The organism is Clostridium sp., assembly GCF_036643715.1.
Classification (GTDB): domain Bacteria; phylum Bacillota; class Clostridia; order Clostridiales; family Clostridiaceae; genus Clostridium.
In genome coordinates this window covers 122,996-147,181 of record NZ_JAVXRL010000002.1, presented here as the reverse complement: position 1 = coordinate 147,181, position 24,186 = coordinate 122,996, and the positions used below count along the sequence as shown (strand labels likewise).

Sequence of the window (24,186 nt, the reverse complement as noted above, 5' to 3'; positions counted from 1 at the left end):
TAATTATAAATAAAATCCTTTATAAATTCAATAGAAAGAAGTGAAAAGTTATGGGTCAAAAAAGTAAAAAGATGACCTTGTTCCAACTAATAGCGCTGAGTATAGCTTTCTATGGAAGTATTAGAAATGTTCCAACAGTTGCTAGTGCTGGGTGGGAAGGAATATTCTTCATGGTAGGAGCAGGAGTACTATTTGCAATACCAATTTCTTTAATTGCTGCAGAACTTGCTACTGGTTGGCCAGAAGAAGGTGGACCACAAGTTTGGGTTAAGACAGCCATGGGAGAAAAATGGGGTTTTGTAACATCATGGTTATTATGGATACAAATGCTTGTAGGAATGCAAATGGTAGGTTCAGCATTTGCTAGTGTTTTAGCTTTTACAATTGGAAAGCCGGAACTTGCAAATAATGGTGCATATGTTGCTATTATGACAATCATAATATTCTGGGCTGTAACATTATTAAACTTTAAAGGACAACTTGGAAAATGGGTTAATACATTTGGATCTGTGCTTGGTATTTATATACCATTTGTGTTATTAGTAGGTTTAGGGATTTTCTTTGCAATAAAACATGGTAATGTAAATTTAGGACCTATAAATTGGGATACTGCAATTCCTAATATGACACAATTAAGTAAATTATCATTCTTCTCAGGAATATGTTTTATTTTTGCAGGACTTGAGATAGCATCAGTTCATGCGAATGATATTAAAAATCCGAAGAAAAATTATCCAATTGCGGTATTTGCTTCAATTGGTGCAATGATTATTTTTAATCTTTTAGCAGGATTAACTGAAGCTAATGCTATACCAAATAGTCAAATTCAATTAGCTAATATTCTTCAGCCTTTCGATTTGTACTTCAGTAAATTAGGAGTGCATTGGTTAGGCAGTATTTTAGGGTTAATGATATGTTTAGGAATGATTGCACAGATGAGTGCATGGGTACTTGGACCATCAAAAGCTATGATAAGGGTAGCTGAAGAAGGAAACTTACCTAAAGTGTTCCAAAAAAGAAATAAAGATAATATACCAGTTACATTTGTTATTCTTCAAGCCGTTGGTATTTCAATTTTAGCATTATTATTTTTAGTAGTTCCTGAAATTAATACTGGATACTTTATGGTACTTATACTAACAACAATATTATATTGCGTAGTATATTTATTTATAATAGCAGCAGAAATAATATTAAAATACAAACAACCAAATGTAGTAAGGACATTTACTATACCTGGTGGGAAAATTGGTATGTGGGTAACTTCAACACTAGCTTTGATTGGTGTATCATTAACCATTATTATAAGCTTTATACCATCTGATGATGTACCAAAAGGTGATCATCTAGTGTATATTTTATTCGAAGCGATAGGAACAATAATATGCTTTGTAACTCCTATTATAATATTCAAGTTTAGAAAACCATCTTGGAAGAAGAATATAGTTTCAAGTGAAAATGTTATACATGGAGATAAGGATATAAATAATAAAGAAAAAAATAATTAGGAGATGTATAAAATGAATGAAAATGATATGGATTTAAAATCAATGTTTTTAGGAGCCAAATCAGAGAATGCTGATGTTTTTAGTTATAATCTACTGAAGATGTTCAACGATCATGCCCAATGGAGGAAGGATTTCCATCCAGAGGATAATGATATTATAACTAAAGATCATATGAGTGAAGATTTTTATATAAACTCTAGAAATAAAATGGAAGAAGCTTTAGATGAACTTTCAGCAAAACTAAGAAAAAACATGATGCCATGGCATTCACCAAGATATATAGGACATATGAATTCAGAAATACTAATGCCTGCTGTACTTGGATATTTTGCAGGAATGCTATATAACGGCAATAATGTAGCTTATGAAGGAGCACCAGCGACAAGTGCATTAGAAGAAGAAGTTGGTAATGATTTCTGTACTCTTATGGGAATAAATCCTATAACTGGTTGGGGTCATATTACAGCAGATGGATCTACAGCAAATTATGAATCACTTTGGTATATGAGAAATATCAAGTCCATGCCACTAGCTATTAAAGAAGTTGTACCAAATTTAGTAGAGGGTAAAAGTGAGTGGGAACTTCTAAATATGCCAGTAGAATCAATAATGAGCTTATTAGATAAAGTTCCAGAAAAGCTAGATGAAATAAAAGAGCATTCTGCAAGAGCTGATGCAAGCGAAATAAGTAAATTAGGTAAATTATTAGTACCAGAAACAAAGCATTATTCATGGCTTAAGGCTGCTGACATTTTAGGTATAGGATTAGAAAATTTAGTTGCAATACCTGTTGATGATAAATTTAGAATGAATATAGATTTACTTAAAGGAAAAATTGATGAACTAATATCAAAAAGTATTCCAATACTAGGGGTAGTGTCTGTAGTTGGTACTACTGAAGAAGGTGCAGTAGATAACGTAGACAAGGTTGTAGCACTTAAGAAAAGTTATGCAGAGAAAGGAATTAACTTTTATTATCATATTGATGCTGCATATGGTGGATATGGAAGAGCGATATTCTTAGATGAAAATAATAAGTTTATCGAAATGGATAAATTAAAAGAAAAATATTTAGATCATAAAGTATTTTCAAATGCAAATGTGAGCTGGCCATCTAATGATGTATATAACTCTTTTAAAGCAATGAGTGAAGCAGATAGTATAACAGTAGATCCGCATAAAATGGGATATGTTCCATACAAAGCTGGAGGAATAGTTATTAAAGATAGAAGGATGAGAAATACAATATCTTATTTTGCTAGTTATGCATTCCAAAAGGATACAAAGATTCCAGATTTACTAGGTGCATTTATTATGGAAGGTTCAAAAGCCGGAGCCGCTGCTTCATCTGTTTGGGTAGCACATAAAACTATGCCACTTAATATTACTGGATATGGTCGATTAATTGGAGCTAGTGTTGAAGGAGCATTTAACTTATATAATAAGATACTAAGTAAGAAAGAATATAAAATAGGTAATAAGACCGTTGAAGTTCATATACTAACAAATCCAGATTTTAATATGGTGGATTATGTATTTAATTTAAAGGGTAATAAAGATTTAGATAAGATGAATGAATTAACATTTGCATTTTATAAGAAATCATCTTATTTCACTGAACCATTTATGAATGACTTTATAGTTTCACATACACAATTTAGTTATGCTGATTACAAAAACAGTCCAGTTGAATTAATAGAAAGATGTGGAATAAGTAAAGTGCAATGGGACAAGGTTCATAAGTTAACATTAATTAGATCATGTGTTGTTACTCCTTATTTAAATGATATAGATGTATTTAATTACTACTCAGAACAAATAGATAAATCAATAATTAATAAATTGAGCGAGATATTAGAAAGTGGAGAATTTTAAGTATAAAAAACAAAGTGGAAGGAGAAATTTATTATGAATACTGATATTAACACTAATGCACTATTTTTAGGACCAAAATCTGAAAATGCAGATACTTTTAGAAAGAATCTTTTAGAATTATTTGAAGATCATGAAGAATGGAGAAAAAATTATCATCCAGAAGATGAAGATATAATTACTATTAAAGAAAAACAAACTACAGGATTTAATATAACTACTGACAGAATGGAAAGTGTTATGAAAGAACTATCAATTAAATTAAGATCTGGATTAATTCCATGGCACTCACCAAGATACTTAGGTCATATGAACTCAGAAACATTAATGCCAGCTTTACTTGGGTACTTTGCAGGAATGCTTTATAATCCAAACAATGTTGCATATGAGGCATCACCTGCAACATCAAAGATGGAAAAAGAGGTTGGTGAAGATTTCTGTAGACTAATGGGATATGACGTAAACAAAGGATGGGGTCATATAAGTGCAGATGGATCTACTGCAAATTACGAAGGATTATGGTATGCAAGAAATATTAAATCATTACCACTTGCAATGAAAAAAGTAATGCCAGAATTAGTAGAAGGAAAATCAGAATGGGAACTATTAAATATGTCTGTTAATGAAATTCTAGACCTATTTGAAAAAAATCCTGACAAAATAGATTTACTAAAGAACAATTCAGTAAGAGCTATATCAACTGATTTACCTAAACTAGGTAAATGGTTAGTTCCAGAAACTAAGCATTATTCATGGGTTAAAGCAACAGATATAATGGGTATTGGAACAGACAACCTAGTTAGTATAAAGATTAAAAATAATTATAGAATGGATATAGATGAACTTAGAAAAACAATCGAGGATTTAACATCAAAAAATATCCCAATACTAGGTGTTGTTGCAGTTGCAGGAACAACAGAAGAGGGTGCAGTAGACTATATAGATAAAATAGTTGAGCTTAAAAATGAGTTTTCAAAGAAAGGTATCAATTTTTACTTCCATGTGGATGCTGCATATGGTGGATATACAAGGTCAATATTCTTAGACGAAAATTATGATTTCATTCCAAAGGATCAATTACATGCTAAATATATGAAGCATAAAGTATTTAGAAATGCAGAGCTCGATTGGCCTACAGACGATGTATACAATGCATTTAAAGCTATGAGTGAAGCTGATAGTATTACAATTGATCCACATAAGATGGGATATGTACCATATTCAGCAGGTGGACTTGTAATAAAAGATAGTAGAATGAAAGATACTATATCATACTTTGCTTCATATGTTTTTGAAAAGGACATGCAGTTCCCAGCACTTTTAGGAGCATTTATATTAGAAGGTTCAAAAGCAGGTGCTACAGCAGCATCAGTATGGGCTGCTCATAAAACAATACCTCTTAATATAACAGGTTATGGGGAACTTATTGGGGAAAGCATTGAAGGGGCTTATAATTTATACTTGAAAATAGTAGAAAAGAAAGAATATAAAGTAGGAGATACAATAGTCACTGTGGAACCACTTGTTAAACCAGATTTCAACATGGTAGATTTTGTATTTAACGTAAAAGGAAATAAAGATTTAGTTAAAATGAATAAATTAAATCATAAAATATATGATGAAGCATCATTTGTTGATGGAAATATATATGCTAATGATTTCATAACATCACACACTGAATTTGCAGTTTCTGATTACAGTGATAGTCCATTAGATTTTGTTGAAAGATGTGGTATTACAGAAGAAGAATGGAACAAAGTAGATAGCGTTACATTAATAAGAGCATGTGTATTATCACCATTCTTAGGACAAAAGGATGTATTTGATATATATGCTAAAAAGTTTGATGATGCAATATTAGAAAAACTGAATAAAGTATTATTAGAAAATTCAGATTTACTTAAATAGAATATAAATGGACAAAAGATTAATATCTTTTGTCCATTTTTTTATAGAGTAAATAAGAAATACTCGTAAATGAAACTTATATCTGAACTAAAATTATACAATTATGGAATAATGTATCGACAAAAGCAAATGAATATAATATTATATTCATATAATGTTAATAATCTTAAAAAATTATTAACAAAAATATGGTGGTGAGGGTATGATATTAAAGAATTTAAAGGTTATGACTGAGTCAATTGGTAAGAATGTTTCAGATTTAGCAAATACTATTACGGTAACAGCTATAGAACAGGACAAAATAAATAAGATAGAAAAAGAAATAAAAGTATTAGATACAGAAATAAAGTCAACTTATGAAGAGATAGGAAAAAGAGTAGTATCTTATATTGAAGTAAATGGTCATATTGATAATTTAGAACTTAATGATATTTTTACTATGTTAAATCCTAAGATATTAAAGAAAGAATTATTGAAAAATGAAGTTATTGAAGCAACAAAGGAACTTGGCGACAAAATAATACTTCAAGAAAAGAAGAGAGCTAGTGATCAGTTCGAGAAAGAAAAAGAAAAGTTAGATAGAGCTCTTGGAATGGACATAATAAATAAAGAAGAATATTACGATAAAATTAGAATGCATGAGAATAGACTTAAATACTTTGATGAAATAAGAACTGTAGAAAAACAGTATGAATTTAAAATAATTTCAGTTGATGAGAAGAATGAGAAAATAAAAGAAATATTAGATAGAGAATAAAAAGTATAGGTCGGCTCATATTAGAATTTGTGTGCCGGCTTCTATTTACACTTTTTTATTTTAGATAGGAAAATGAAAGAAGGCAAAAGTTTTGAGATATTTTAAAGAGGTTTATGAAAACTTATTTTATAAGAAGCCAGAGGATTTTAATAAGTTTAGCAATAAAGAATTTTTAATGCATTGCCTTGGAGCTAACATGTATATGAGTGCTACAAAAGATGTACTTAACAAGTTATTAAATAAAGAGTTTAAAAATACTGGATGTATAACTTTTTGTTTTGAAGATGCTACAAAAGGAAGTGAGGTTTTATTTGGGGAAAATAATGTGATAAACATTTTAACTGAATTAAATATCGCGATTCAAGAGGACAGGCTAAACGAAGGTCATATACCATTAATATTTTTAAGGGTAAGAAATATAAAACAGTTTAAAGAGTTTTCAAAGAGGTTAAATAAAGAGGGGTTTAGTATATTAACAGGGTTTATATTTCCAAAATTTGATTCATCAAATGGAGAAGAATACTTTTATCATTTGAAAAAATTGAATGAAGTTAATAATACTATAGTATATGGGATGCCAATAATTGAGAGTGAAAAAGTTATTTATAAAGAGACTAGAGTAGAAGAATTACTAAGAATAAAAGAAATAATAGATAATTATAAAGATTATATTTTAAATATTAGAGTGGGTGGAACAGATTTTTCATCAAAGTTTGGATTAAGGCGTAAAGTTACAACATCAATATATGATATTAAGGTAGTTTCAGACTGCCTTATTGATATTATAAACTTATTTTCAAGATGTGATATTAAATATGCAGTTTCAGCACCTGTATTTGAGTATTTTTCAAATGATAGTAACTCAAAGGAAGTAAAAGGTTTGCTTAATGAAATAAATTTTGATATTGAAAATGGTTTTACAGGAAAGACAGTAATACATCCAAGCCAAGTTAACTTTGTAAATACGATGCAAGTAGTAAGCTATGAAGACTATATAGATGCAGAAAATATTATTGAAAATGCTAGCAAAGGTGGGGTATTTAAAGGTGTATATGATAACAAAATGAATGAAGTTATGCCTCATTTAAATTGGGCGAAAAAGGTGATTTTAAGGGCTAGAGCCTTTGGAGTTTTAAATGAGAGAATAAATAATTTTGACTTATTATAAGGGAGTAATAAATATGAAAATAAACATAGAGAAGAATATTTATAATATTGAATTAGATAGCCTAATAACTGTTGGAAAAAGAGTTAATAATAGCTTGAGAAATTTTTTATTCATAAGTAAAGTACTCGGTAAACATATTGAAGTTAGAGGGGATATATGTAAGGGGATTGGTATATTATTAGCATCTGCTATGTATGAAAACAATAATTCTAACGATATAAATATGCTTTTAGAGTATTTAAAGAATCCTGAAAAAATAAATGAACACACAAAGTCAATAATAGATAGCTATACCTTTGAAAATAAAGGAGAAGATATTTTAATACTTGGATTTGCAGAGACAGCTACAGGGCTTGGAATGGCAGTTGCATCATCAATAGAAAATTCATTTTATTTAACTACAACTAGAGAGGATATAAATTCAATTGAACCTTTAGTAAATTTTTTAGAAGAACACTCACATGCAACTGTTCATAAATGTTTTCCACTAGAAAAGAAAAATATAATAAATAAAGATAGAATTATATTAGTTGATGATGAAATAACAACAGGAAAATCAATGATAAACATAATTAAGGAATTAACTAAGGTTACGAATGTTAAGAAGTATACAGTTTTAAGTATATTAGATTGGCGAAGCTATGAACATAAAAAGCTTTTTGAGGATATGGAAAGTGAAACAGAAATCAAAGCTAATGTTGTGTCTTTAATTAGTGGAAATATTAAAGTTAGTGATAATAGAGTGTTTACTAATAATAATGAAAATGAGATAACAAATAAAACAGAAGTTATTAACCTTAATGGATTAGACAGAATTAGTGTAGTTTCAACGGAAAATGTTAAAAAGAGCTATTACAAAGATAGTGGTAGATTTGGAACCAGTAGAGATAGTATTGTTAAGTTAGACTTTATGTGCAGTAGTATAGCGAGAGAAATTGAAAAATATATAAATTCAGATTGGAAGATACTTGTTATGGGACATGGTGAAAATATATATATTCCAGCTAAAATATCATCTTATTTGAAAAATGATACTTACTTTAAAACAACTACTAGAAGTCCAATTTTTTGTGATAAGGAAGAGGGGTACCCAATTAAGAGTAATAATATATTTTACGATGAAGGGGTTAAGTACTACATGTACAATAAAGAAGAAATAGAAAGTAAGTATGACAAAGTAATATTAATTACTGAAAATGATCTTAATATTAAACTAACAGAAAACATACTTATTTTTAAAATTTAATTTGGAGAAAATATATGAAATTAATAAATAGTAGTTATAAAGATGGAGTTATTATGCTTCTTAAAGACTTGTCAGAAGAGATTACAGAGATAACTGTAGATGAAAAAGAAGAACTTATAAGAAGTGGAATCTCTTATTCAGAATTTATATCAAAGGAAAATATACCAAGCAATGAGATTACAAAAATCTTTTTTAATCAATTAGAAAAAACAAAACATATCATTGCTAATTATATAAGTAAAGTTTCAAAATGTATTATTAATACTAAAGGTGATAAGGTAGCACTAGTTTCTTTAGCTAGAGCTGGAACTCCTTTTGGAATATTAATAAAGAAATATATTAAGTATAAGTACAATGTAGATGTTGTTCATTATAGCATTTCGATAATTAGAGGAAAAGGAATAGATTTTAATGCTTTAAAGTATATTGCAGATAAAAGTGGAGATTTAAACATACAGTTTATTGATGGATGGACTGGTAAAGGATCTATAACAAAAGAATTATTAAAATCAATAAGAGAATTCAATAATAAGTTTAATTTAGATGTATCAAGCGAGCTTGCAGTTATCGCAGACCCTGCAAGATTATGTACTATATGTGGTACAAGAGAAGATGTTATCATTCCAAATTGCGTATTAAATTCAACTGTAAGTGGACTTGTAAGTAGGACAATTCTTAATGAAAAATACATAGGTAAGGATGATTTTCATGGGGCAAAATATTTATCATATCTTTTAGAATATGATTATTCAGAACATTTTATAAAAGTTATTGAAGAAAATTTCAGAAAAGATATTGCTGAATGTGAAATTTATGAGAAAGAAAATATAGCAGATGAAATAGCTAGAGAAGTACAAGTGGAATTTAAAGTTAAAGATATAAATAAAATAAAGCTTAGCATTGGAGAATCTTCTAGGGCTTTACTTAGAAGGAAAGTAAGTCACCTTTTAGTTAAAGACTTAGATGATGAGAATATAAAGCACATTATGCAACTTGCTAAAGAGAAAGATGTAAAGGTAATTAAGTATGATAAAAGTCATTATAAATGTATTGCAATAATAGAGGCGTAATAATGAAAAGTGTTAATTTTATTACTGACTTAGATAGAACTATAATACATTCTAAAAATAAAGGATTTAAATGTGTTGAATTTTTAAAAGATAGAGAAATAACATACATGACAGAAGACAGCTATAAGTTATTACTAAATATATTAAGTTTAAAAAACTTTAATTTTATACCATGTACCATGAGAAACATAGATCAAACATTAAGAGTACAGTTTATAAAAGAATATAATCCTAAAATAATTATATGCACAAATGGTGCTCAAATATATATAGATGGGATTTTAGATGAAGCTTGGGATTTGAATATGAGAAAGTTCATTAAGGAAAAAGAAATAAATAATAGAATTGTGTTTTTAAAAGGATTAGAACTTAATGAGTGTGATATTAGAAACATTGAGGGGTTTTACATTGCGATTAAGTGTAATTCAGTAGAAGATGCAAAAATAAATTGCAATAGGATAAAAAAATATATCAATAGTCCAAATAGAATTATTAATGTCCATAGTAAAATATTTATAATAAATGAAAATATAAATAAAATACATGCTGTTAATTATATTATTAGAAAATTCAATTTAAAAAATGTGATTACATCAGGGGATAGTGAAGTGGATTTAGAGTTTACAACTAAAGGTATATGTATATTGCCAAAGCATGCTTCCTTTAAGCATAAAGAGGCAGAAGTTACAGAAAAAGAGGGAATATATTCTACAGAAGAAATATTAGAAAAAGTAAAGGGATATATGTAATATTATTAGAAATATATTGATATTATAGAATATTTTAGGATAAAATAAAAGGGTAATAAAGAAGGAGTGATTTAAATGAATAGAGATTTTAATAATATAATTCACTCTATGTTTAGGAATAAATATGATAGAAGAGGCAATAATATTGAATTTAAACCGTACTTTTATAGGTTTATAGGGGTAGAGAATGCTGAAAACTATAATAATTTATTAAAAACAATTGAGACAAAGGCAGAAGAATTTAATGATAAAACATTAGTTTTTGATAATGAGATTTCTTTAAATGGTGAAATGGAACTTATAGAGTACATCTATAATGAATTAAATAATATGGATGTATTTAATATATCAAGAGAGGACATTACAATACTTAATAATGCAGAAGCAAATAGTGTTTTTTTAAAGGCACTTGAGTATATAGTTAAGCTATCTGTTTCTAATGAAAACTTTTTTAGTGATAGCGTAAGGAATAATTTTATTACAAAGCTAATTGTATGGAGCTACTCTTATTTAAAAGATATTGATTTTGAAGGTGATTTAAACCCTAAATGTATTTACTATGGTAATATTTCAAGGCATGAAATTTATTTTTTAACTATGTTACATTTAATGAGCTTTGATGTTATTTATATAAATCCATTAAAAGAAGAGTATTTTGAGGAAGTAGATAAAGATTCATTAAGTATATTAATTAAAGGCATGAGCATTTTAGAAATACAAAGTTTTAAAGAAAGATCAAAAGTAGGACGAGTAGTTGAAGTTAACGAAACACTTACAAAATCTATTCAAAGAGATGTAAGAGAGGAATTGTTTTCAAATACAGGGATGTATGTACCATGGCAATTTAGAGGGGGATATACTAAATCTGTTCTATTAAGCGGTATTGTAGAGGATTTAGAAATATATTTAAATGAACCTGCAAAATTAAGACCTGGATTTAAAACTTCAAATACTACAGTGAAAGTGCCATGTTTCTTTTACAAAGTTGATGGGGAATATTTAGATAATAATAAGTATCAAGAACTTGTAAATAAATGTGTAAATTCTCAAAGTACATTGTTTTTTAATAGTGGATTAATATCACAAGATGCAAGGGTAACAGACGATATGTATCAGCTTATGTTTTGTCAGTTAAGTGATGGAACATTTGATATCGAAGAAATAAAGAAGTTACCAATATATAAATTTTCTAAATATAGTGATGAAGTTCAAAATTTAATACTAAATAAGTTTAATGAGGCAATACTTGAAAAAGATTTGTTTAATATAAATTTTGATAAAGATAGAACATTAAAATTATTAGTTTTAATAATATCAATGAATGAAAATATTGTTAGAATAATTGATAATTTTGATTTTACATCAAGTGTGCCTAAAGTAGTAATATACTTAAATGGGGAAGAGTCAATTAATGAATCTATTGTTATGCTGCTTGGATATTTACATCTTATAGGTATAGATATTGTTATATTTAATCCATCAGGACTTTGTAATATTAGAAAAATTATAAAAGAAGATAGGATAATTATAACTAGATTAGAGCAAATGAATTATGAATCGAAATATAGAAAATTAGAATTTAGGGGTTCTAGTATTTTAAAGAGAATATTCAAATAAAGGGTTTTAAGGAGAAGATAATAATGAATAATAATTTTGATATGATGAATGGACAAGGAATGACAAGTAATCAAGGTATGATGAACAACCAAGGTATGATGGGGTACCAACAAGAAATGCCAGATCAAATAGGGGAAGAGCCAGAAGCTTATAAAGTAAGATTAAGACAATTACCTGAAGTGCAAGCTTTAACAAGTGAAGTTGAAATTGCAAACCCAAATTCAATAATACAATTTGGTCAACAAGCAAGTTCTAATATATCTAAAGTTTCAGATGAACTTTTAAGTTCAATGAAAGAAGTTAAATCAGAAGAAGTAAGTGAAATGTTAGTACATCTAACTAAAATAATGGATAAGTTTGATGTTAAGGAATTAGAGGATGTTAAAGAGCCAACAATGTTTAGCAAAATATTTAAAGCAGCGCAGACATCAGTTGCAAAGCTATTCCAAAAGTATGACACAATGGGAATTGAAGTTGAAAAGGTATATGTTCTATTAAGAAGATATGAAGCTGAAATAAGAGAGTCTAATAATAAATTAAAGAAATTAGCAGATGGAAATGTTCAGTTCTATCAGCTATTAGAGAAATATATTGTAGCAGGAGAAATGGCAGTTGAAGAGATTGAAGCTTACATTATTCAATACCAAAATGCTAATCAAATAAACCCTGAAGAAAAACAGATGATGATTCAAAAGTTAGAAATGGCTAAAGAAATGCTAGAACAAAGAATATATGATTTAAGAATAGCAGAAAATGTAGCGATACAAGCTGTCCCAATGATTCAAAATATTCAAATGTCAAACTTTAATTTAATGAGAAAAATTAATTCATCATTTATAGTAACACTTCCAATATTTAAACAATGTTTAGCTCAAGCTGTAATATTAAAGCGTCAAGAGATACAAGCAAAATCAATTAAGCAATTAGATGATAAGACAAATGAACTTATTCAAAGGAATGCTGCAAACACAGCAACACAATCAGCTAATATTGCAAGAATGGCATCATCAAGTTCAATTAGCATAGAAACTTTAGAAAAATCTTATGCAACAATAATGAAAGGCATTGAAGAGACTAAGGCAATTCAAGAGGCCAATAAGCAACAAAGAGGTCAAAATGTAGTAAGACTTGAGTCAATAAAGAAAGATATGAAAAGAAATATAAATTTATAAAGAGAAGTAGTACTTTTAATTGTATTTATTTAAGAGATAAATTGAAAGTATTAATATTTTAAAATATATATGAATAATATATGAATATTTTTAACGAATAGTAAAAAATAAGTCGCAATTAAATGATAATCATAAAAAAAGTTCAAAATATTGACACAAATATGCCATATGGTAAAATAAAACTATTAAAGGAAAATAATATTAAAAAGGGTATTTTATATAAAAATGGAGGTATATATATGGGAATTAGTTTAGGGGGAAACTTTGGATTAGGGAATAATAATAAAAATAACACACAAACTGGAGCTTTAAATTTAAAGAAAAATGATATTTTAAATTTGACAAAGAAAGAGCCAGGACTAGAAAAAGTTATTTTAGGAGCAGGTTGGGATGTTGCAGCTTCAGGAAACAGTTTTGATCTTGATATATCTGCATTTCTTTTAGATTCAAATTCTAAAATTACAGACGTAGGACAAAGTGTGATTTTCTTTAATAATATGCAAGGGCAAGGAATACTTCTTGAAGGAGACAATAGAACAGGAGCAGGTGATGGTGATGATGAAAGAATACAAATTGATTTATCAATGATTAGTAATTCTGTTCAAAAAATTGTTTTTGTTGTAAGTATATTCGAAGCTATGCAAAAGAGACAGACTTTTGGAATGGTAGAAAATTCTTTTGTAAGGTTATTAGATGCAAAAGACGGCGAAAGAGAGATTTGCAGGTTCAACTTAAAAGAAAATAGTTCAACTGCAACTTCAGTAGTATTTGCTGAACTTTATAGAACAGGTTCTGAATGGAACTTTAAAGCTCTTGGAGAGGGAAAAATAGCTGATTTAAATGGAATACTTGGTTTATATATGTAGTTTTGACATATGAAAGGGGAATATAAATGTTTGGTTTTTTAAAAAAGATTGTTAATGAAACAAATAGTACAAGTAATGAGGCTGCTGTACCTCAAAGTAGAGCACCTCAAGCTGGTATTTTGAATTTACAAAAAAATGATATATTAGATCTTACAAAAACTAATCCATCACTTAATAATATGATTGTTGGTGCAGGATGGGATGTTAGTACAAGGGGTGCTGACATTGACTTAGATTTAGCAGCGCTTTTATTAAATAGTGATGGTAAACTTATTGGGAAGAAAGGCTTAGTATACTTTGGTTCAAAGAAATCTCAAGGTATTTACTTAACAGGAGATAATTTAACTGGTGAAGGTGAAGGTGATGATGAAAGAATAATAGTTTCATTACCAAATATTCCAACTGAATGTACTAAAGTTGTTTTCACTGTTGTTATATACGGAGCTAAAATGAGAAGACAAACTTTCGGGATGGTTAGAAATTCATATGTAAGATTATTAGATGCTGACAATAGAGAAAGAGAGATATGTAGATTTAATCTTATGGAAAATGGAGGAGATAATACAGGTATTATTTTCGCTGAACTATTTAGAGAAGGGTCTAACTGGAACTTTAAAGCAGTTGGAGAATTATTAAAAACTACAATTGGTGACTTAGAGAAAGAATATAAATAAGAATAGTGAGGGATAAATTATGGGAATAAACTTAGGTGGGGGAATGCCATTACAAAATAATAGTGGTACTTCAGCAAATATTTTAAACTTAGAAAAGAATTCAATTCTTGACTTAACAAAGAGAAATCCAGGTCTTTTAAATGTTACTTTAGGAGCAGGATGGGATATATCAAGAGGTGGAACAGATTTTGATTTAGACATAGCTGCATTTATGTTAGATAGAAATAATAAATTTAATACTGTATCAAATGTAATATTCTTTAATAATAAAATGGGACAAGGTATTTCATTAGGTGGGGATAATAGAACGGGTGCCGGTGATGGAGATGATGAAAGAATCGAAATGAACTTAGGTCAAATAAGTAATGAAATTCAAAAAATAGTATTCGTAGTAACAATAGATAAGGCAATGGAAAAGAGACAAACTTTTGGAATGGTAGATAATTCATATGTAAGATTATTAGATACTAATAATGGAGAAAAAGAACTATGTAGATTTAATTTAAAAGAAAATGGTTCAACAGCTACAGCAATAATATTTGCAGAGCTATACAGAGAAGGTGCTGAGTGGCAATTTAAAGCTATTGGAGAAGGTAAAATAGCAGATTTAAATGGGGTTTTAGCATTATATCAATAGTTAAATAAGTTTTGTTATAAATACTATGCTAAATTTAGCATAGTATTTTATATAATAAAAAATAATAGGGATGGGAGCAAGTAATTTGTATAAGGGTTTAAGTAAAGAGGAAATAGAAAAAAGTCGAAGGGAATATGGTAGTAACTTTATAACAGAAGCAGAACCAGAAACATTTTTGCAAAAGTTTAAAGAGGCATTTGGAGATCCTATGATAAAATTATTACTTGCAATAGCTTGTATACTTGCAGTTATGGCAGTTATGGGATATGCAGAATGGGGAGAATTAGTTGGTATTGTAATATCAGTATTTCTAGTAACATTTATTTCTGCTAAAACAGAGATGGCTTCAGATAATGAATATAGAAAACTTAAAAATAATGCAGAAAAAGATACGTGTAAAGTTTATAGGGATGGAAAAGCAATTGAAATTTTAGTTGATGATGTTGTTGTATCTGATTTAGTTATTTTAGAGTTTGGAGATAAAATACCAGCAGATGGTGTTTTAATTAGTGGAGATTTAAGAGTGGATAATTCAGCTTTAAATGGAGAAGCTGAAGAATGTGAAAAGATTGCAACTGGAAATGATTTTAGTTATAAAGATGAAATTGCAATTACAGGTGATATATTTGTAGATAAACATTCATTATTTAGAGGAACTGTTGTATTTAATGGTTATGGAATAATGGAAGTTAAAAAAGTTGGAATGAAGACTGTCATGGGTCAAATGGCAGAAGATATGGCGGATGATGATGTTGAAAGTCCACTTAAAGTAAAATTAACAGATTTAGCTGATAAAATATCAAAGTTTGGATACATTGGTGCAGTAGTTATTGCTTTTGCTTTAATATTAAATAAAGTTATATTAATAGGTGGTGTTCAAGCGTATTTAGATACAGGGTTTGTATTTGTATTTAAAGACTTACTTGAAACTGTGATGCTAGCTGTTGTAATAATTGTAATGGCAGTTCCTGAGGGGTTGCCTCTTATGATTGCTATTGTATTAATGAGAAATACAGCAAAGATGCTTCAAAATAATGTATTAGTAAGAAAACCTGTTGGAATAGAAACAGCGGGCTCACTTAATATATTATTTAGTGATAAAACAGGTACGATTACAAAAGGTAAACTAGAAGTAGTTGAATTTTTTGATGGAAATGTAAAGAGTAGTTACAATGAAAGTAAAAAAATTAAAGAATTAGTAGGTATGTGTATAGGTAAAAATACAACGGCTATGTTTGATGCTAATAATCAAATTATTGGTGGAAATGCAACAGATAAAGCACTTCTTCAGTTTTTAACAGAAGAAGAAATGAACAAGTATGGTCACATAGCTATAGAAAACACACAACAATTTAATTCTAAAAATAAGTATTCAGCAGCACATTTAAGTGATGTTACAGTATACAAAGGTGCGCCAGAAAGGCTACTTAAAAAAGCTACAAAGTATGTAAATGAAAATGGAGATATTGTTACTTTAGATAAGGAAAAAATAAATAACAAAATTGATCAGTTAGCTGATAAGGCTATGAGAGTTCTTGCCTTTGCATATAGTGAAAGTGAATTAGTTATTGATGAACTTCCAGAAGACTTAATAATGATTGGATTTGTTGGAATAAGAGATGATGTAAGACCAGAAGCAAAACTTGCTATAAAAGAAGTACAAAATGCTGGAGTTCAAGTTGTTATGATAACTGGAGATAGAAAAGAAACTGCAGTTGCCATTGCAAAAGATAGTGGACTTATAACAAATAGTAGGGATATAGCAATAACATCAGAAGAGCTTAATAATATGACTGATGATGAAATTAAAGAAATTCTTCCGAATTTAAGAGTGATTGCAAGAGCACTTCCGACTGATAAATCAAGAATGGTTAGAATATCTCAAGAAATGAATTTAGTTTGTGGTATGACTGGTGATGGTGTAAATGATGCACCTGCACTTAAAAGAGCTGATGTTGGATTTGCTATGGGATCAGGAACAGATGTTGCAAAAGAAGTTGGGGATGTAGTTATATTAGATGATAACTTTAAATCAATTGAAAATGCAATATTATATGGCAGAACAATTTACAACAATATATTAAAATTTATAAAGTTCCAATTAACTATTAATGTTTCAGCAGTTGCTATTTGTGCGATAGCACCATTTTTAGGTATTGAAGAACCGTTAAGTATTACTCATATACTATGGATTAACCTTGTGATGGATGGGCTTGGAGCTTTAGCACTTGGTGCAGAACCAGCACTTCAAGAATATATGAAAGAAAAGCCAAAGTCTAGAAATCAAAGTATAGTTTCAAAAGTAATGATGAATCAAGTATTATCAGCAGGTGTTTGGATTACTATACTTAGTTTTATATTCTTAAAGACACCATTTTTCTTAAATCAATTTAATAGTCAAGAAGCATTTATGACAGGATTCTTTTCATTGTTTGTCCTTATTGCTGTAGCAAATGGATTCAATGTAAGAAATGAAGGAATAAATATACTAGAGAATTTATCTGAAAACAAAGGTTTCACAAAAGTTATGGGAATAATAGTTGTAGTTCAAGTAGCTTTAACTTATATAGGTGGAGATTTCTTTAAATGCACTCCGATTAGTTTAAGAAACTGGGTTTTAATAATCGCTTTAGCGTTAACTATTATACCTTTTGATATGGCTAGAAAAGTTTTAGCAAAAGCATTTAAGAGAGAAAAAGAAGAAGCAGAAGAAGTTGTAATGGAATAAGAAATTAGCTGCATTAAATATTTTTGATGCAGCTTTAATTTTATTATTATTTTATTATATATCCATAGAAGTTAAGAGTAATTATACAATAAATTACAATAATATGATAAAATAAATAGAAAATAATGAAGGGTTAAGGGGAAAGAATGAAAAGGACATTAAAAAATTCAATTGCAATAATATATCTATTTTTAACAGCAATTATAGGATCGGTTATACTTGTATTAAATTCGACAATTATTTATAAGTTAAGTATTCCAATGCTTAAAATAATGGATAAAGTAACAATTCCAAGGGAGAAAGTTATAGAAGATTATACTAGAGTAATTAATTACATAAGGAATCCGTTTATAGAAAAATTAAACCTTGAAAACTTTAAGATGAGTGGGGAAGGTGAAATACATTTTTATGAAGTAAAAGAAATAATAGTTTCACTTGAAATTATATTTATAATGCTTATTGTAATTGGGATTATTATTTTTCTTCTTAATAAAAGAAAAGTAATAAAGTTTCCAATAGAAAGTTTTAAATATACATTTAACTTTACTTTAATTGCTTTTACTTCATTACTAATAGCATTTTATGTGGACTTTAATTACATATTTAATAAATTCCATGGTATATTCTTTAACAATGATTATTGGATTTTTGATCCAAAAAAAGATCCTATAATTAATGTTCTTCCGGAAAGTTATTTTATGTTATGTGCAGTTGTAGTTATACTATTTACAATAATAATAACTTTAATATTAAGAACTATATATAAAAAAATAAAATAATAAATTTAAAACAAGGAAGTGTAAGAAGATGTATGACATGCCATTATATAGACCACCAAGTGAAGGGAATAGTTTGATTATCCAAGTTACATTAGGTTGCTCTCATAATAAATGCACATTTTGTAGTATGTATAAATCTAAAAAGTTTAAAATAAAGCCTTTAGAAGTAATAAAGAGAGAAATTGATGAGTTTAGAAATGAATATGGAAGCGTTGATAGAATATTTCTAGCAGATGGGGATGCGTTAATAATTAAAATGGATACTCTTCGAGAAATAATGATTTATATAAATGAAGTGTTTAAAGAATGTGAGCGTATTACAATGTATGCATCACCTAAGTCTATTATTGAAAAAACTGAAGAGGAACTTAAAGAACTTAAAAGTCTTAAATTAAAGATGGTGTATATGGGACTTGAAAGTGGAAGTGCTGAGATTTTAGAGGATATAAATAAAGGGGCTACAAGAGATGAAATTATAAAGGCTTCTAAGAAAATAAGAGCAAGTGGAATTTTATTATCAGCAACTGTAATAGCGGGGGTTGGAGGGAAGAAGAAATCTTACATACATGCAGTAGAAACTGGAAAAGCTATAAGTGATATATCACCAGATTATGCAAGCGTACTAAGTCTTATGATTGAACCTGGTACAGAAATGTATAATAATATTAAAAGTGGTAAGTTTGAAACATTAAATGGTATTGAAATATTAGAAGAAATAAAGCTTATGATTCAGAATATAGAAACAACTAGTAAAATTATATTTAGAAGTAATCATGCCTCAAATTATGTAAGTTTAAAAGGTGAACTTATGGAAGATAGAGATAGACTTATAAAAGACATAGACTGGTGTATTAGTACTGGGTTCATAAGTAAAGAGGATTCAAGAAGGCTTTAAACTGTAGACTAATCTATTAAAATAATGTAAGCTATATATTGTGTTAAATGCATATATTAATGGAGGAATAATACAAATGAAAAGCATAATTTTAATAGTTGTACTGGCTTTAATTGGCGGTATAATAGGATGGATAACAAATATATTAGCAATAAAGCTTATGTTTAGACCAATAAACCCAATTAGAATACCTATATTAAATATAGAAATAATGGGTCTTATTCCAAAAAGAAAAGAAGAGATTGCAAAAAATATTGGTGAAGTTGTTTCAAAGGAACTTTTATCAATAGATGATCTCATAAAAGATGGATTTAGTGATAGTGACAAAGAAGAACTTTTAAACTATGTTAAAGATAAAATAAGAGGCATAGTTAGTGAGAAGATGGATTTTGTCCCAGGGCCTTTTAGAATGATGGTACAAGGACCAATTGATAACATTATAAATAACGAAATGGATGGAGCTTTAGAAGATATAGAATTAAAGCTTGTAGATAAAGTTAAAGAACGAGTAAGTATAGAAAAGATAGTTGAAGAGAAAGTTAATGAATTAGATTTATTAGAACTTGAAAGAATAATTATAAGTGTAGCTAAAAAAGAATTAAAGCACATTGAAATATTAGGATTCTTTTTAGGTGGAGCAATAGGATTAATTCAAGGAATTGTAATGTTAATTATAAACACTATATAAAAAAAGACGCACAATTGTGCGTCTTTTTATAATTTATAATATTATTCAGCGATTGAATTACAATCTTCACCAACATATATTATTTTATGAACGAACTTTTCTAATATTGGCATAAAGAATTGTATTAATGGACCAGTTAATAATGCAGCAATTACTGTACCACCAAAGGCACCAATTCCAGCTGTTCTATCAATACCACCAAGTAAGAATCCAACTACAAATAAAGTTATATCCATTGTCATACGAATCCAACGATATTCTTTCTTTGAGAAGTCTGATATTATAAGTGGTATAAGGTCATTAGGAGCAACTCCTAAATCTGTAGCCTTAAGCATTGAGAATCCTATAGCAATAATTACACAACTTAAAATTAAAACTAATGCTTTAACTAAGTAGTTAAATTCAGCAAAAGGAATTACTTTAAATACGTTAAGCATTAAATCTATAAATGGTCCAGCGGAAATCATTGCAAGTACTGTACCTATATTAATTGATTTTCTTGAAAAAATAAATATAATAACTAGGAATGTAAATGTGATGAGCATATTTCCTTGTCCTGGAGTTATTCCAAATAGTTTAGATAATCCTAAAGTGAATACTGTAAAAGGATCTGATCCTATATTAGCACCGATAAATAAAGCTACACCAGCTTGTATTATCCAAACACCAAGGAAGAAGAATATTAGTTTTATAGTTAATTGTTTACATTTAACTTTGTTCATTAGTTAACCTCCAAAAATAAAAAATAAAAAACAACACATAAACACGCCGTTCTGTATCGTCGAAAATAAGAATATCATATTGAAACAAAGAAATAAAATATTAAAAATTTCGATTGTGCATGTTTACATAAATGTTTACATAAAATATAATGAAATCACAATGTTTTCATATGATAAATTATCAAATAAATTAAATGAATGTTATTAAATAAATAAAAAAAATAGGACAAAAATCGACTTTGATTCAAAAAATACATGGAAATTATACAATAATATTAATATATATTACCAATTTAGCGCGCTAAATGGTAAAATTAACGGTTATTTAATGAATGAAATGTCAATCTTATTAAGAAAATATAAACATAACTATAGTTTTTTAGATAAAATCAAATCAATTATTTCCATTTCAGTATCACTTATGTAATGATCTTTTTTATATGCTATTGATATGTAAAAAAATAACTTCTCTTTTAAAGGTAATATTTTTATTCCTGTCATATTTTTAACAGCCATATTAGTCATTACACCAACACCTAAATTTGATGCAATTAATGATTTAGCAGTTTGAATTTCATCAGTTTTATAAATGTTTTTAGGTACAATGTTATTTTTTATAAAAAGAGATTCTAAAACATTATTATGAATGTAAGAGTTTCCTAGAACTATAAACTGTTCATCAGAAAGTTCTTTAAAGTCAATCTCAGTTTTATTTGCTAGCTTGTGGTTTTCACTAACACAAAGCATAAACTCATCTTTTTTTAGTGTAGTAGACTGTATATTTTCATTGTTTATAGGGGATAGAGATCCAATTAATGCTATATCAACTTTTCCACACAATAAGAGTTCATTCATTTTAAGAGAGCCTGTCTCAACGAAATCTATATTATTAACAAAGCCATTTTCCACAAGAGAATTAATGAATATAGGAAAGAAGTAAGCTCCAATAATTGGTGGAATTCCAAGCTTTATTTTTTTACTATTAATTTTTGAAATTTCAATTTTCGCTTCATGAATTTGATAAAGAATATTTTGGACGCGCTTATTTAACACTTGTCCTGACTCCGTTAAAGTTAGTTGTTTCTTTGAATTATCTCTGATTATAAGTTTAGTATTTAATTCTGTCTCAAGCCTATGTAAAGACATTGTTATGGATGGCTGCGATACAAATAGTTTTTTTGCAGTTTGAGTAAAATTTTTTGTTTCACATAAATAATGAAAATATTCTAAATCTCTTAAATTCATATAAATCAACTCCTTTAATAGTAGAATACACTATTTTACATAGTAAATAAATCAATACAATAAAAAATGGTAAAAAGACATAATCTTTCTACCATTTTAGTTATTCTAATAATATGCTTCAAATATTTCTTTTATAACAGCTTCTTTAGCATCTGTTATAGCAACTCTATTTAATCCTTCAACTATAGTTTCTGATACAACTGCTTCAGCAACTAACTTAGAAGTTTCTTTAAGCATAGATACAGGTGGAAGAATTGATGCGCCAACTGTACTTAAATCTTGAATCTCTATAATTGCATGGGCTGCTTTTGATAAAATAGAGTCTGTCACTGTAGTTGGTTTTGAAGTTATTAAACCAAGACCAAGACCTGGATATAATAAAGCATTATTAGCTTGTCCTATATTATAAGTAACTCCATCATATATAACAGGCGCTGAAGGGCTTCCAGTAACAACTAAAGCTTTACCACTAGTCCAATTTATAAGATCAACTGCTGTAGCCTCACTGTGACTTGTTGGGTTTGATATTGGCATAATAGCAGGACGTTCATTATATTTTGCCATAAGGTTAACGGCTTCTTCTGTAAATGCACCAAATACACCAGATGTTCCAATTAACACTGTAGGTTTAATTAATTCAATTACATTTTCTAGATTATTAAGAGATGGATTATCTCCAAAGTCAGATCTGTTTTTAGCATACTTCTTTTGGCCTTCAGTGAGATCACTAAGATCTGTAGTAATCAATCCGAATCTATCAAATACATAAAAATTATTTAAAGCTTCTTCATGGCTTAAACCGTCATTTACCATTTCAAATAATATTTGATCGCATATTCCAATGCCAGCAGTACCACCACCAAATACTAAAATTTTATGATCTTTAACTTGCTTATTAGTAATTTTACATATAGAATTCATTGCTGAAACCATCATAACGCCTGTACCTTGAATATCATCATTAAAAGTACATACCTGTTCTCTATATTTTTCTAAAATTCTACTTGCATTTGAACGTCCAAAATCTTCCCAGTGTAATAAAACTTCAGGGAAAAGTTTTATAGAGGTTTTAACAAATTCATCTATAAATTCATCATACTTATCTCCACGAATTCTAAGATGTTTTTCGCCTAAGTAGAAGGGATTATTTAAAAGCTTTTCATTATTTGTACCAGCATCAATTACAACGGGTAGAACATTTCTTGGGTTTACTCCAGCGGCAACTGTATAAACTGCAAGTTTACCTATTGATATACTAACACCATTAACACCCCAGTCACCAATTCCAAGAACACCTTCACCATCTGTTACAACAATTAATTTTATTTCATCTAAATCTTTTGATGCATTTTTTAAAGCCTCTTCAATAAGTTCTTTATGGTTCACAGATAAAAATACTGCATCACTTGGGCTGTTAAATGTATTTGAATAGTTTATAACAGCGTCCCCTATAGTTGGTGTATATATAATAGGAAGAAGTTCTTTAACATGTCTAGATATTGTGTAATAGAATAAACTTCTATTTCTATTATATAAATCCATAAGATACAAATGTTTATCTAAGTTATTTTCTATTGTAGTAACTTTTTCATAAACTAAAATTTCTTGTTCTTCTATTGTTCTAACTTCACTAGGTAAAAGACCTATAAGTCCTAAGTTTTTTCTCTCATCTTCTGTAAATCCTGTTCCTTTATTAAAGAAAGGATTTCTTAATATATCTTGTCCTTTTAATTCTTTCATAAAATAACACTCCTTTATACCATTAATATACTTCTATTATATATCTTTAAAATAATAAATAAAATATTGTTTATTTATGTAGTTATAAATAATATTTATAACTTGGAAAATTTAAATGAACTTGCTATTTTGTTAATTTAATATA

Annotated in this window: 20 protein-coding genes; 17 read left to right on the top strand and 3 right to left on the bottom strand. The window is 28.3% G+C overall.

Features of this window, described 5'->3' with window-relative positions; genetic code table 11:
• The first annotated feature begins 50 nt into the window (after positions 1-50).
• From tyrP to RSF37_RS01465, 17 genes are all read left to right on the top strand, one after another.
• Positions 51-1,508 (top strand): tyrosine-tyramine antiporter, encoded by a 1,458-nt coding sequence (gene tyrP, locus RSF37_RS01545; protein WP_332562616.1) that lies wholly within the window; start codon positions 51-53, stop codon positions 1,506-1,508.
• A gap of 12 nt (positions 1,509-1,520) precedes the next feature.
• The gene (locus RSF37_RS01540) at positions 1,521-3,383 is read left to right on the top strand and encodes a pyridoxal phosphate-dependent decarboxylase family protein (RefSeq protein WP_332562615.1); all 1,863 of its coding nucleotides are present in this window, start codon (positions 1,521-1,523) and stop codon (positions 3,381-3,383) included.
• 33 nt (positions 3,384-3,416) lie between these two features.
• The gene (tdc, locus tag RSF37_RS01535; RefSeq protein WP_332562614.1) at positions 3,417-5,288 is read left to right on the top strand and encodes a tyrosine decarboxylase; all 1,872 of its coding nucleotides are present in this window, start codon (positions 3,417-3,419) and stop codon (positions 5,286-5,288) included.
• A gap of 202 nt (positions 5,289-5,490) precedes the next feature.
• On the top strand, positions 5,491-6,045 hold the full coding sequence (locus tag RSF37_RS01530) for a hypothetical protein (protein WP_332562613.1): 555 nt from the start codon (positions 5,491-5,493) through the stop codon (positions 6,043-6,045).
• Between the two features lie 91 nt (positions 6,046-6,136).
• On the top strand, positions 6,137-7,213 hold the full coding sequence (locus RSF37_RS01525) for an HpcH/HpaI aldolase/citrate lyase family protein (RefSeq protein WP_332562612.1): 1,077 nt from the start codon (positions 6,137-6,139) through the stop codon (positions 7,211-7,213).
• A gap of 13 nt (positions 7,214-7,226) precedes the next feature.
• Positions 7,227-8,459: a phosphoribosyltransferase domain-containing protein gene (locus RSF37_RS01520; RefSeq protein WP_332562611.1), complete on the top strand. Its 1,233-nt coding sequence runs from the start codon at positions 7,227-7,229 to the stop codon at positions 8,457-8,459.
• A gap of 14 nt (positions 8,460-8,473) precedes the next feature.
• Complete coding sequence (locus RSF37_RS01515) at positions 8,474-9,529, top strand: cysteine protease StiP domain-containing protein (protein ID WP_332562610.1); 1,056 nt, start codon at positions 8,474-8,476, stop codon at positions 9,527-9,529.
• A gap of 2 nt (positions 9,530-9,531) precedes the next feature.
• Positions 9,532-10,278 (top strand): HAD family hydrolase, encoded by a 747-nt coding sequence (locus RSF37_RS01510; RefSeq protein WP_332562609.1) that lies wholly within the window; start codon positions 9,532-9,534, stop codon positions 10,276-10,278.
• Between the two features lie 75 nt (positions 10,279-10,353).
• Positions 10,354-11,895 carry a YceG family protein gene (locus RSF37_RS01505; protein WP_332562608.1) on the top strand — a complete coding sequence of 514 codons (1,542 nt, stop codon included), beginning with the start codon at positions 10,354-10,356 and terminating at the stop codon, positions 11,893-11,895.
• Between the two features lie 23 nt (positions 11,896-11,918).
• Entirely contained in the window at positions 11,919-13,067 is a 1,149-nt protein-coding gene (locus RSF37_RS01500; protein WP_332562607.1) for a toxic anion resistance protein, read from the top strand.
• Positions 13,068-13,306: 239 nt separating this feature from the next.
• Entirely contained in the window at positions 13,307-13,933 is a 627-nt protein-coding gene (locus RSF37_RS01495) for a TerD family protein (protein WP_332562606.1), read from the top strand.
• A 26-nt stretch (positions 13,934-13,959) separates the two neighbouring features.
• The gene (locus tag RSF37_RS01490; RefSeq protein WP_332562605.1) at positions 13,960-14,607 is read left to right on the top strand and encodes a TerD family protein; all 648 of its coding nucleotides are present in this window, start codon (positions 13,960-13,962) and stop codon (positions 14,605-14,607) included.
• A 19-nt stretch (positions 14,608-14,626) separates the two neighbouring features.
• Positions 14,627-15,244 (top strand): TerD family protein, encoded by a 618-nt coding sequence (locus RSF37_RS01485; RefSeq protein ID WP_332562604.1) that lies wholly within the window; start codon positions 14,627-14,629, stop codon positions 15,242-15,244.
• Positions 15,245-15,329: 85 nt separating this feature from the next.
• The gene (locus RSF37_RS01480; RefSeq protein WP_442878696.1) at positions 15,330-17,972 is read left to right on the top strand and encodes a calcium-translocating P-type ATPase, PMCA-type; all 2,643 of its coding nucleotides are present in this window, start codon (positions 15,330-15,332) and stop codon (positions 17,970-17,972) included.
• 146 nt (positions 17,973-18,118) lie between these two features.
• Positions 18,119-18,751 carry a TIGR01906 family membrane protein gene (locus tag RSF37_RS01475; RefSeq protein WP_332562602.1) on the top strand — a complete coding sequence of 211 codons (633 nt, stop codon included), beginning with the start codon at positions 18,119-18,121 and terminating at the stop codon, positions 18,749-18,751.
• Positions 18,752-18,779: 28 nt separating this feature from the next.
• Positions 18,780-19,646, top strand: coding sequence for a radical SAM protein (locus RSF37_RS01470; RefSeq protein ID WP_332562601.1), 867 nt, complete (start codon positions 18,780-18,782; stop codon positions 19,644-19,646).
• 76 nt (positions 19,647-19,722) lie between these two features.
• Positions 19,723-20,334, top strand: a complete 612-nt coding sequence (locus RSF37_RS01465) for a DUF445 domain-containing protein (protein ID WP_332562600.1) — start codon at positions 19,723-19,725, stop codon at positions 20,332-20,334.
• 41 nt (positions 20,335-20,375) lie between these two features.
• On the opposite strand, the gene RSF37_RS01460 is transcribed toward RSF37_RS01465, so the two are convergent.
• From RSF37_RS01460 to RSF37_RS01450, 3 genes are all read right to left on the bottom strand, one after another.
• Positions 20,376-21,056, bottom strand: a complete 681-nt coding sequence (locus RSF37_RS01460; protein WP_332562599.1) for a YczE/YyaS/YitT family protein — start codon at positions 21,054-21,056, stop codon at positions 20,376-20,378.
• A gap of 369 nt (positions 21,057-21,425) precedes the next feature.
• Complete coding sequence (locus tag RSF37_RS01455) at positions 21,426-22,301, bottom strand: LysR family transcriptional regulator (protein WP_332562598.1); 876 nt, start codon at positions 22,299-22,301, stop codon at positions 21,426-21,428.
• Between the two features lie 105 nt (positions 22,302-22,406).
• Positions 22,407-24,041, bottom strand: coding sequence for an NAD-dependent malic enzyme (locus tag RSF37_RS01450; RefSeq protein WP_332562597.1), 1,635 nt, complete (start codon positions 24,039-24,041; stop codon positions 22,407-22,409).
• Positions 24,042-24,186 lie beyond the last annotated feature (145 nt).

Coding starts and splice junctions, on each gene's coding strand:
- tyrP (WP_332562616.1), top strand. CDS start 51: ATGGGTCAAAAAAGTAAAAAGATGACCTTGTTCCAACTAATAGCGCTG.
- RSF37_RS01540 (WP_332562615.1), top strand. CDS start 1,521: ATGAATGAAAATGATATGGATTTAAAATCAATGTTTTTAGGAGCCAAA.
- tdc (WP_332562614.1), top strand. CDS start 3,417: ATGAATACTGATATTAACACTAATGCACTATTTTTAGGACCAAAATCT.
- RSF37_RS01530 (WP_332562613.1), top strand. CDS start 5,491: ATGATATTAAAGAATTTAAAGGTTATGACTGAGTCAATTGGTAAGAAT.
- RSF37_RS01520 (WP_332562611.1), top strand. CDS start 7,227: ATGAAAATAAACATAGAGAAGAATATTTATAATATTGAATTAGATAGC.
- RSF37_RS01515 (WP_332562610.1), top strand. CDS start 8,474: ATGAAATTAATAAATAGTAGTTATAAAGATGGAGTTATTATGCTTCTT.
- RSF37_RS01510 (WP_332562609.1), top strand. CDS start 9,532: ATGAAAAGTGTTAATTTTATTACTGACTTAGATAGAACTATAATACAT.
- RSF37_RS01505 (WP_332562608.1), top strand. CDS start 10,354: ATGAATAGAGATTTTAATAATATAATTCACTCTATGTTTAGGAATAAA.
- RSF37_RS01500 (WP_332562607.1), top strand. CDS start 11,919: ATGAATAATAATTTTGATATGATGAATGGACAAGGAATGACAAGTAAT.
- RSF37_RS01495 (WP_332562606.1), top strand. CDS start 13,307: ATGGGAATTAGTTTAGGGGGAAACTTTGGATTAGGGAATAATAATAAA.
- RSF37_RS01490 (WP_332562605.1), top strand. CDS start 13,960: ATGTTTGGTTTTTTAAAAAAGATTGTTAATGAAACAAATAGTACAAGT.
- RSF37_RS01485 (WP_332562604.1), top strand. CDS start 14,627: ATGGGAATAAACTTAGGTGGGGGAATGCCATTACAAAATAATAGTGGT.
- RSF37_RS01475 (WP_332562602.1), top strand. CDS start 18,119: ATGAAAAGGACATTAAAAAATTCAATTGCAATAATATATCTATTTTTA.
- RSF37_RS01470 (WP_332562601.1), top strand. CDS start 18,780: ATGTATGACATGCCATTATATAGACCACCAAGTGAAGGGAATAGTTTG.
- RSF37_RS01465 (WP_332562600.1), top strand. CDS start 19,723: ATGAAAAGCATAATTTTAATAGTTGTACTGGCTTTAATTGGCGGTATA.
- RSF37_RS01460 (WP_332562599.1), bottom strand. CDS start 21,056: ATGAACAAAGTTAAATGTAAACAATTAACTATAAAACTAATATTCTTC.
- RSF37_RS01455 (WP_332562598.1), bottom strand. CDS start 22,301: ATGAATTTAAGAGATTTAGAATATTTTCATTATTTATGTGAAACAAAA.
- RSF37_RS01450 (WP_332562597.1), bottom strand. CDS start 24,041: ATGAAAGAATTAAAAGGACAAGATATATTAAGAAATCCTTTCTTTAAT.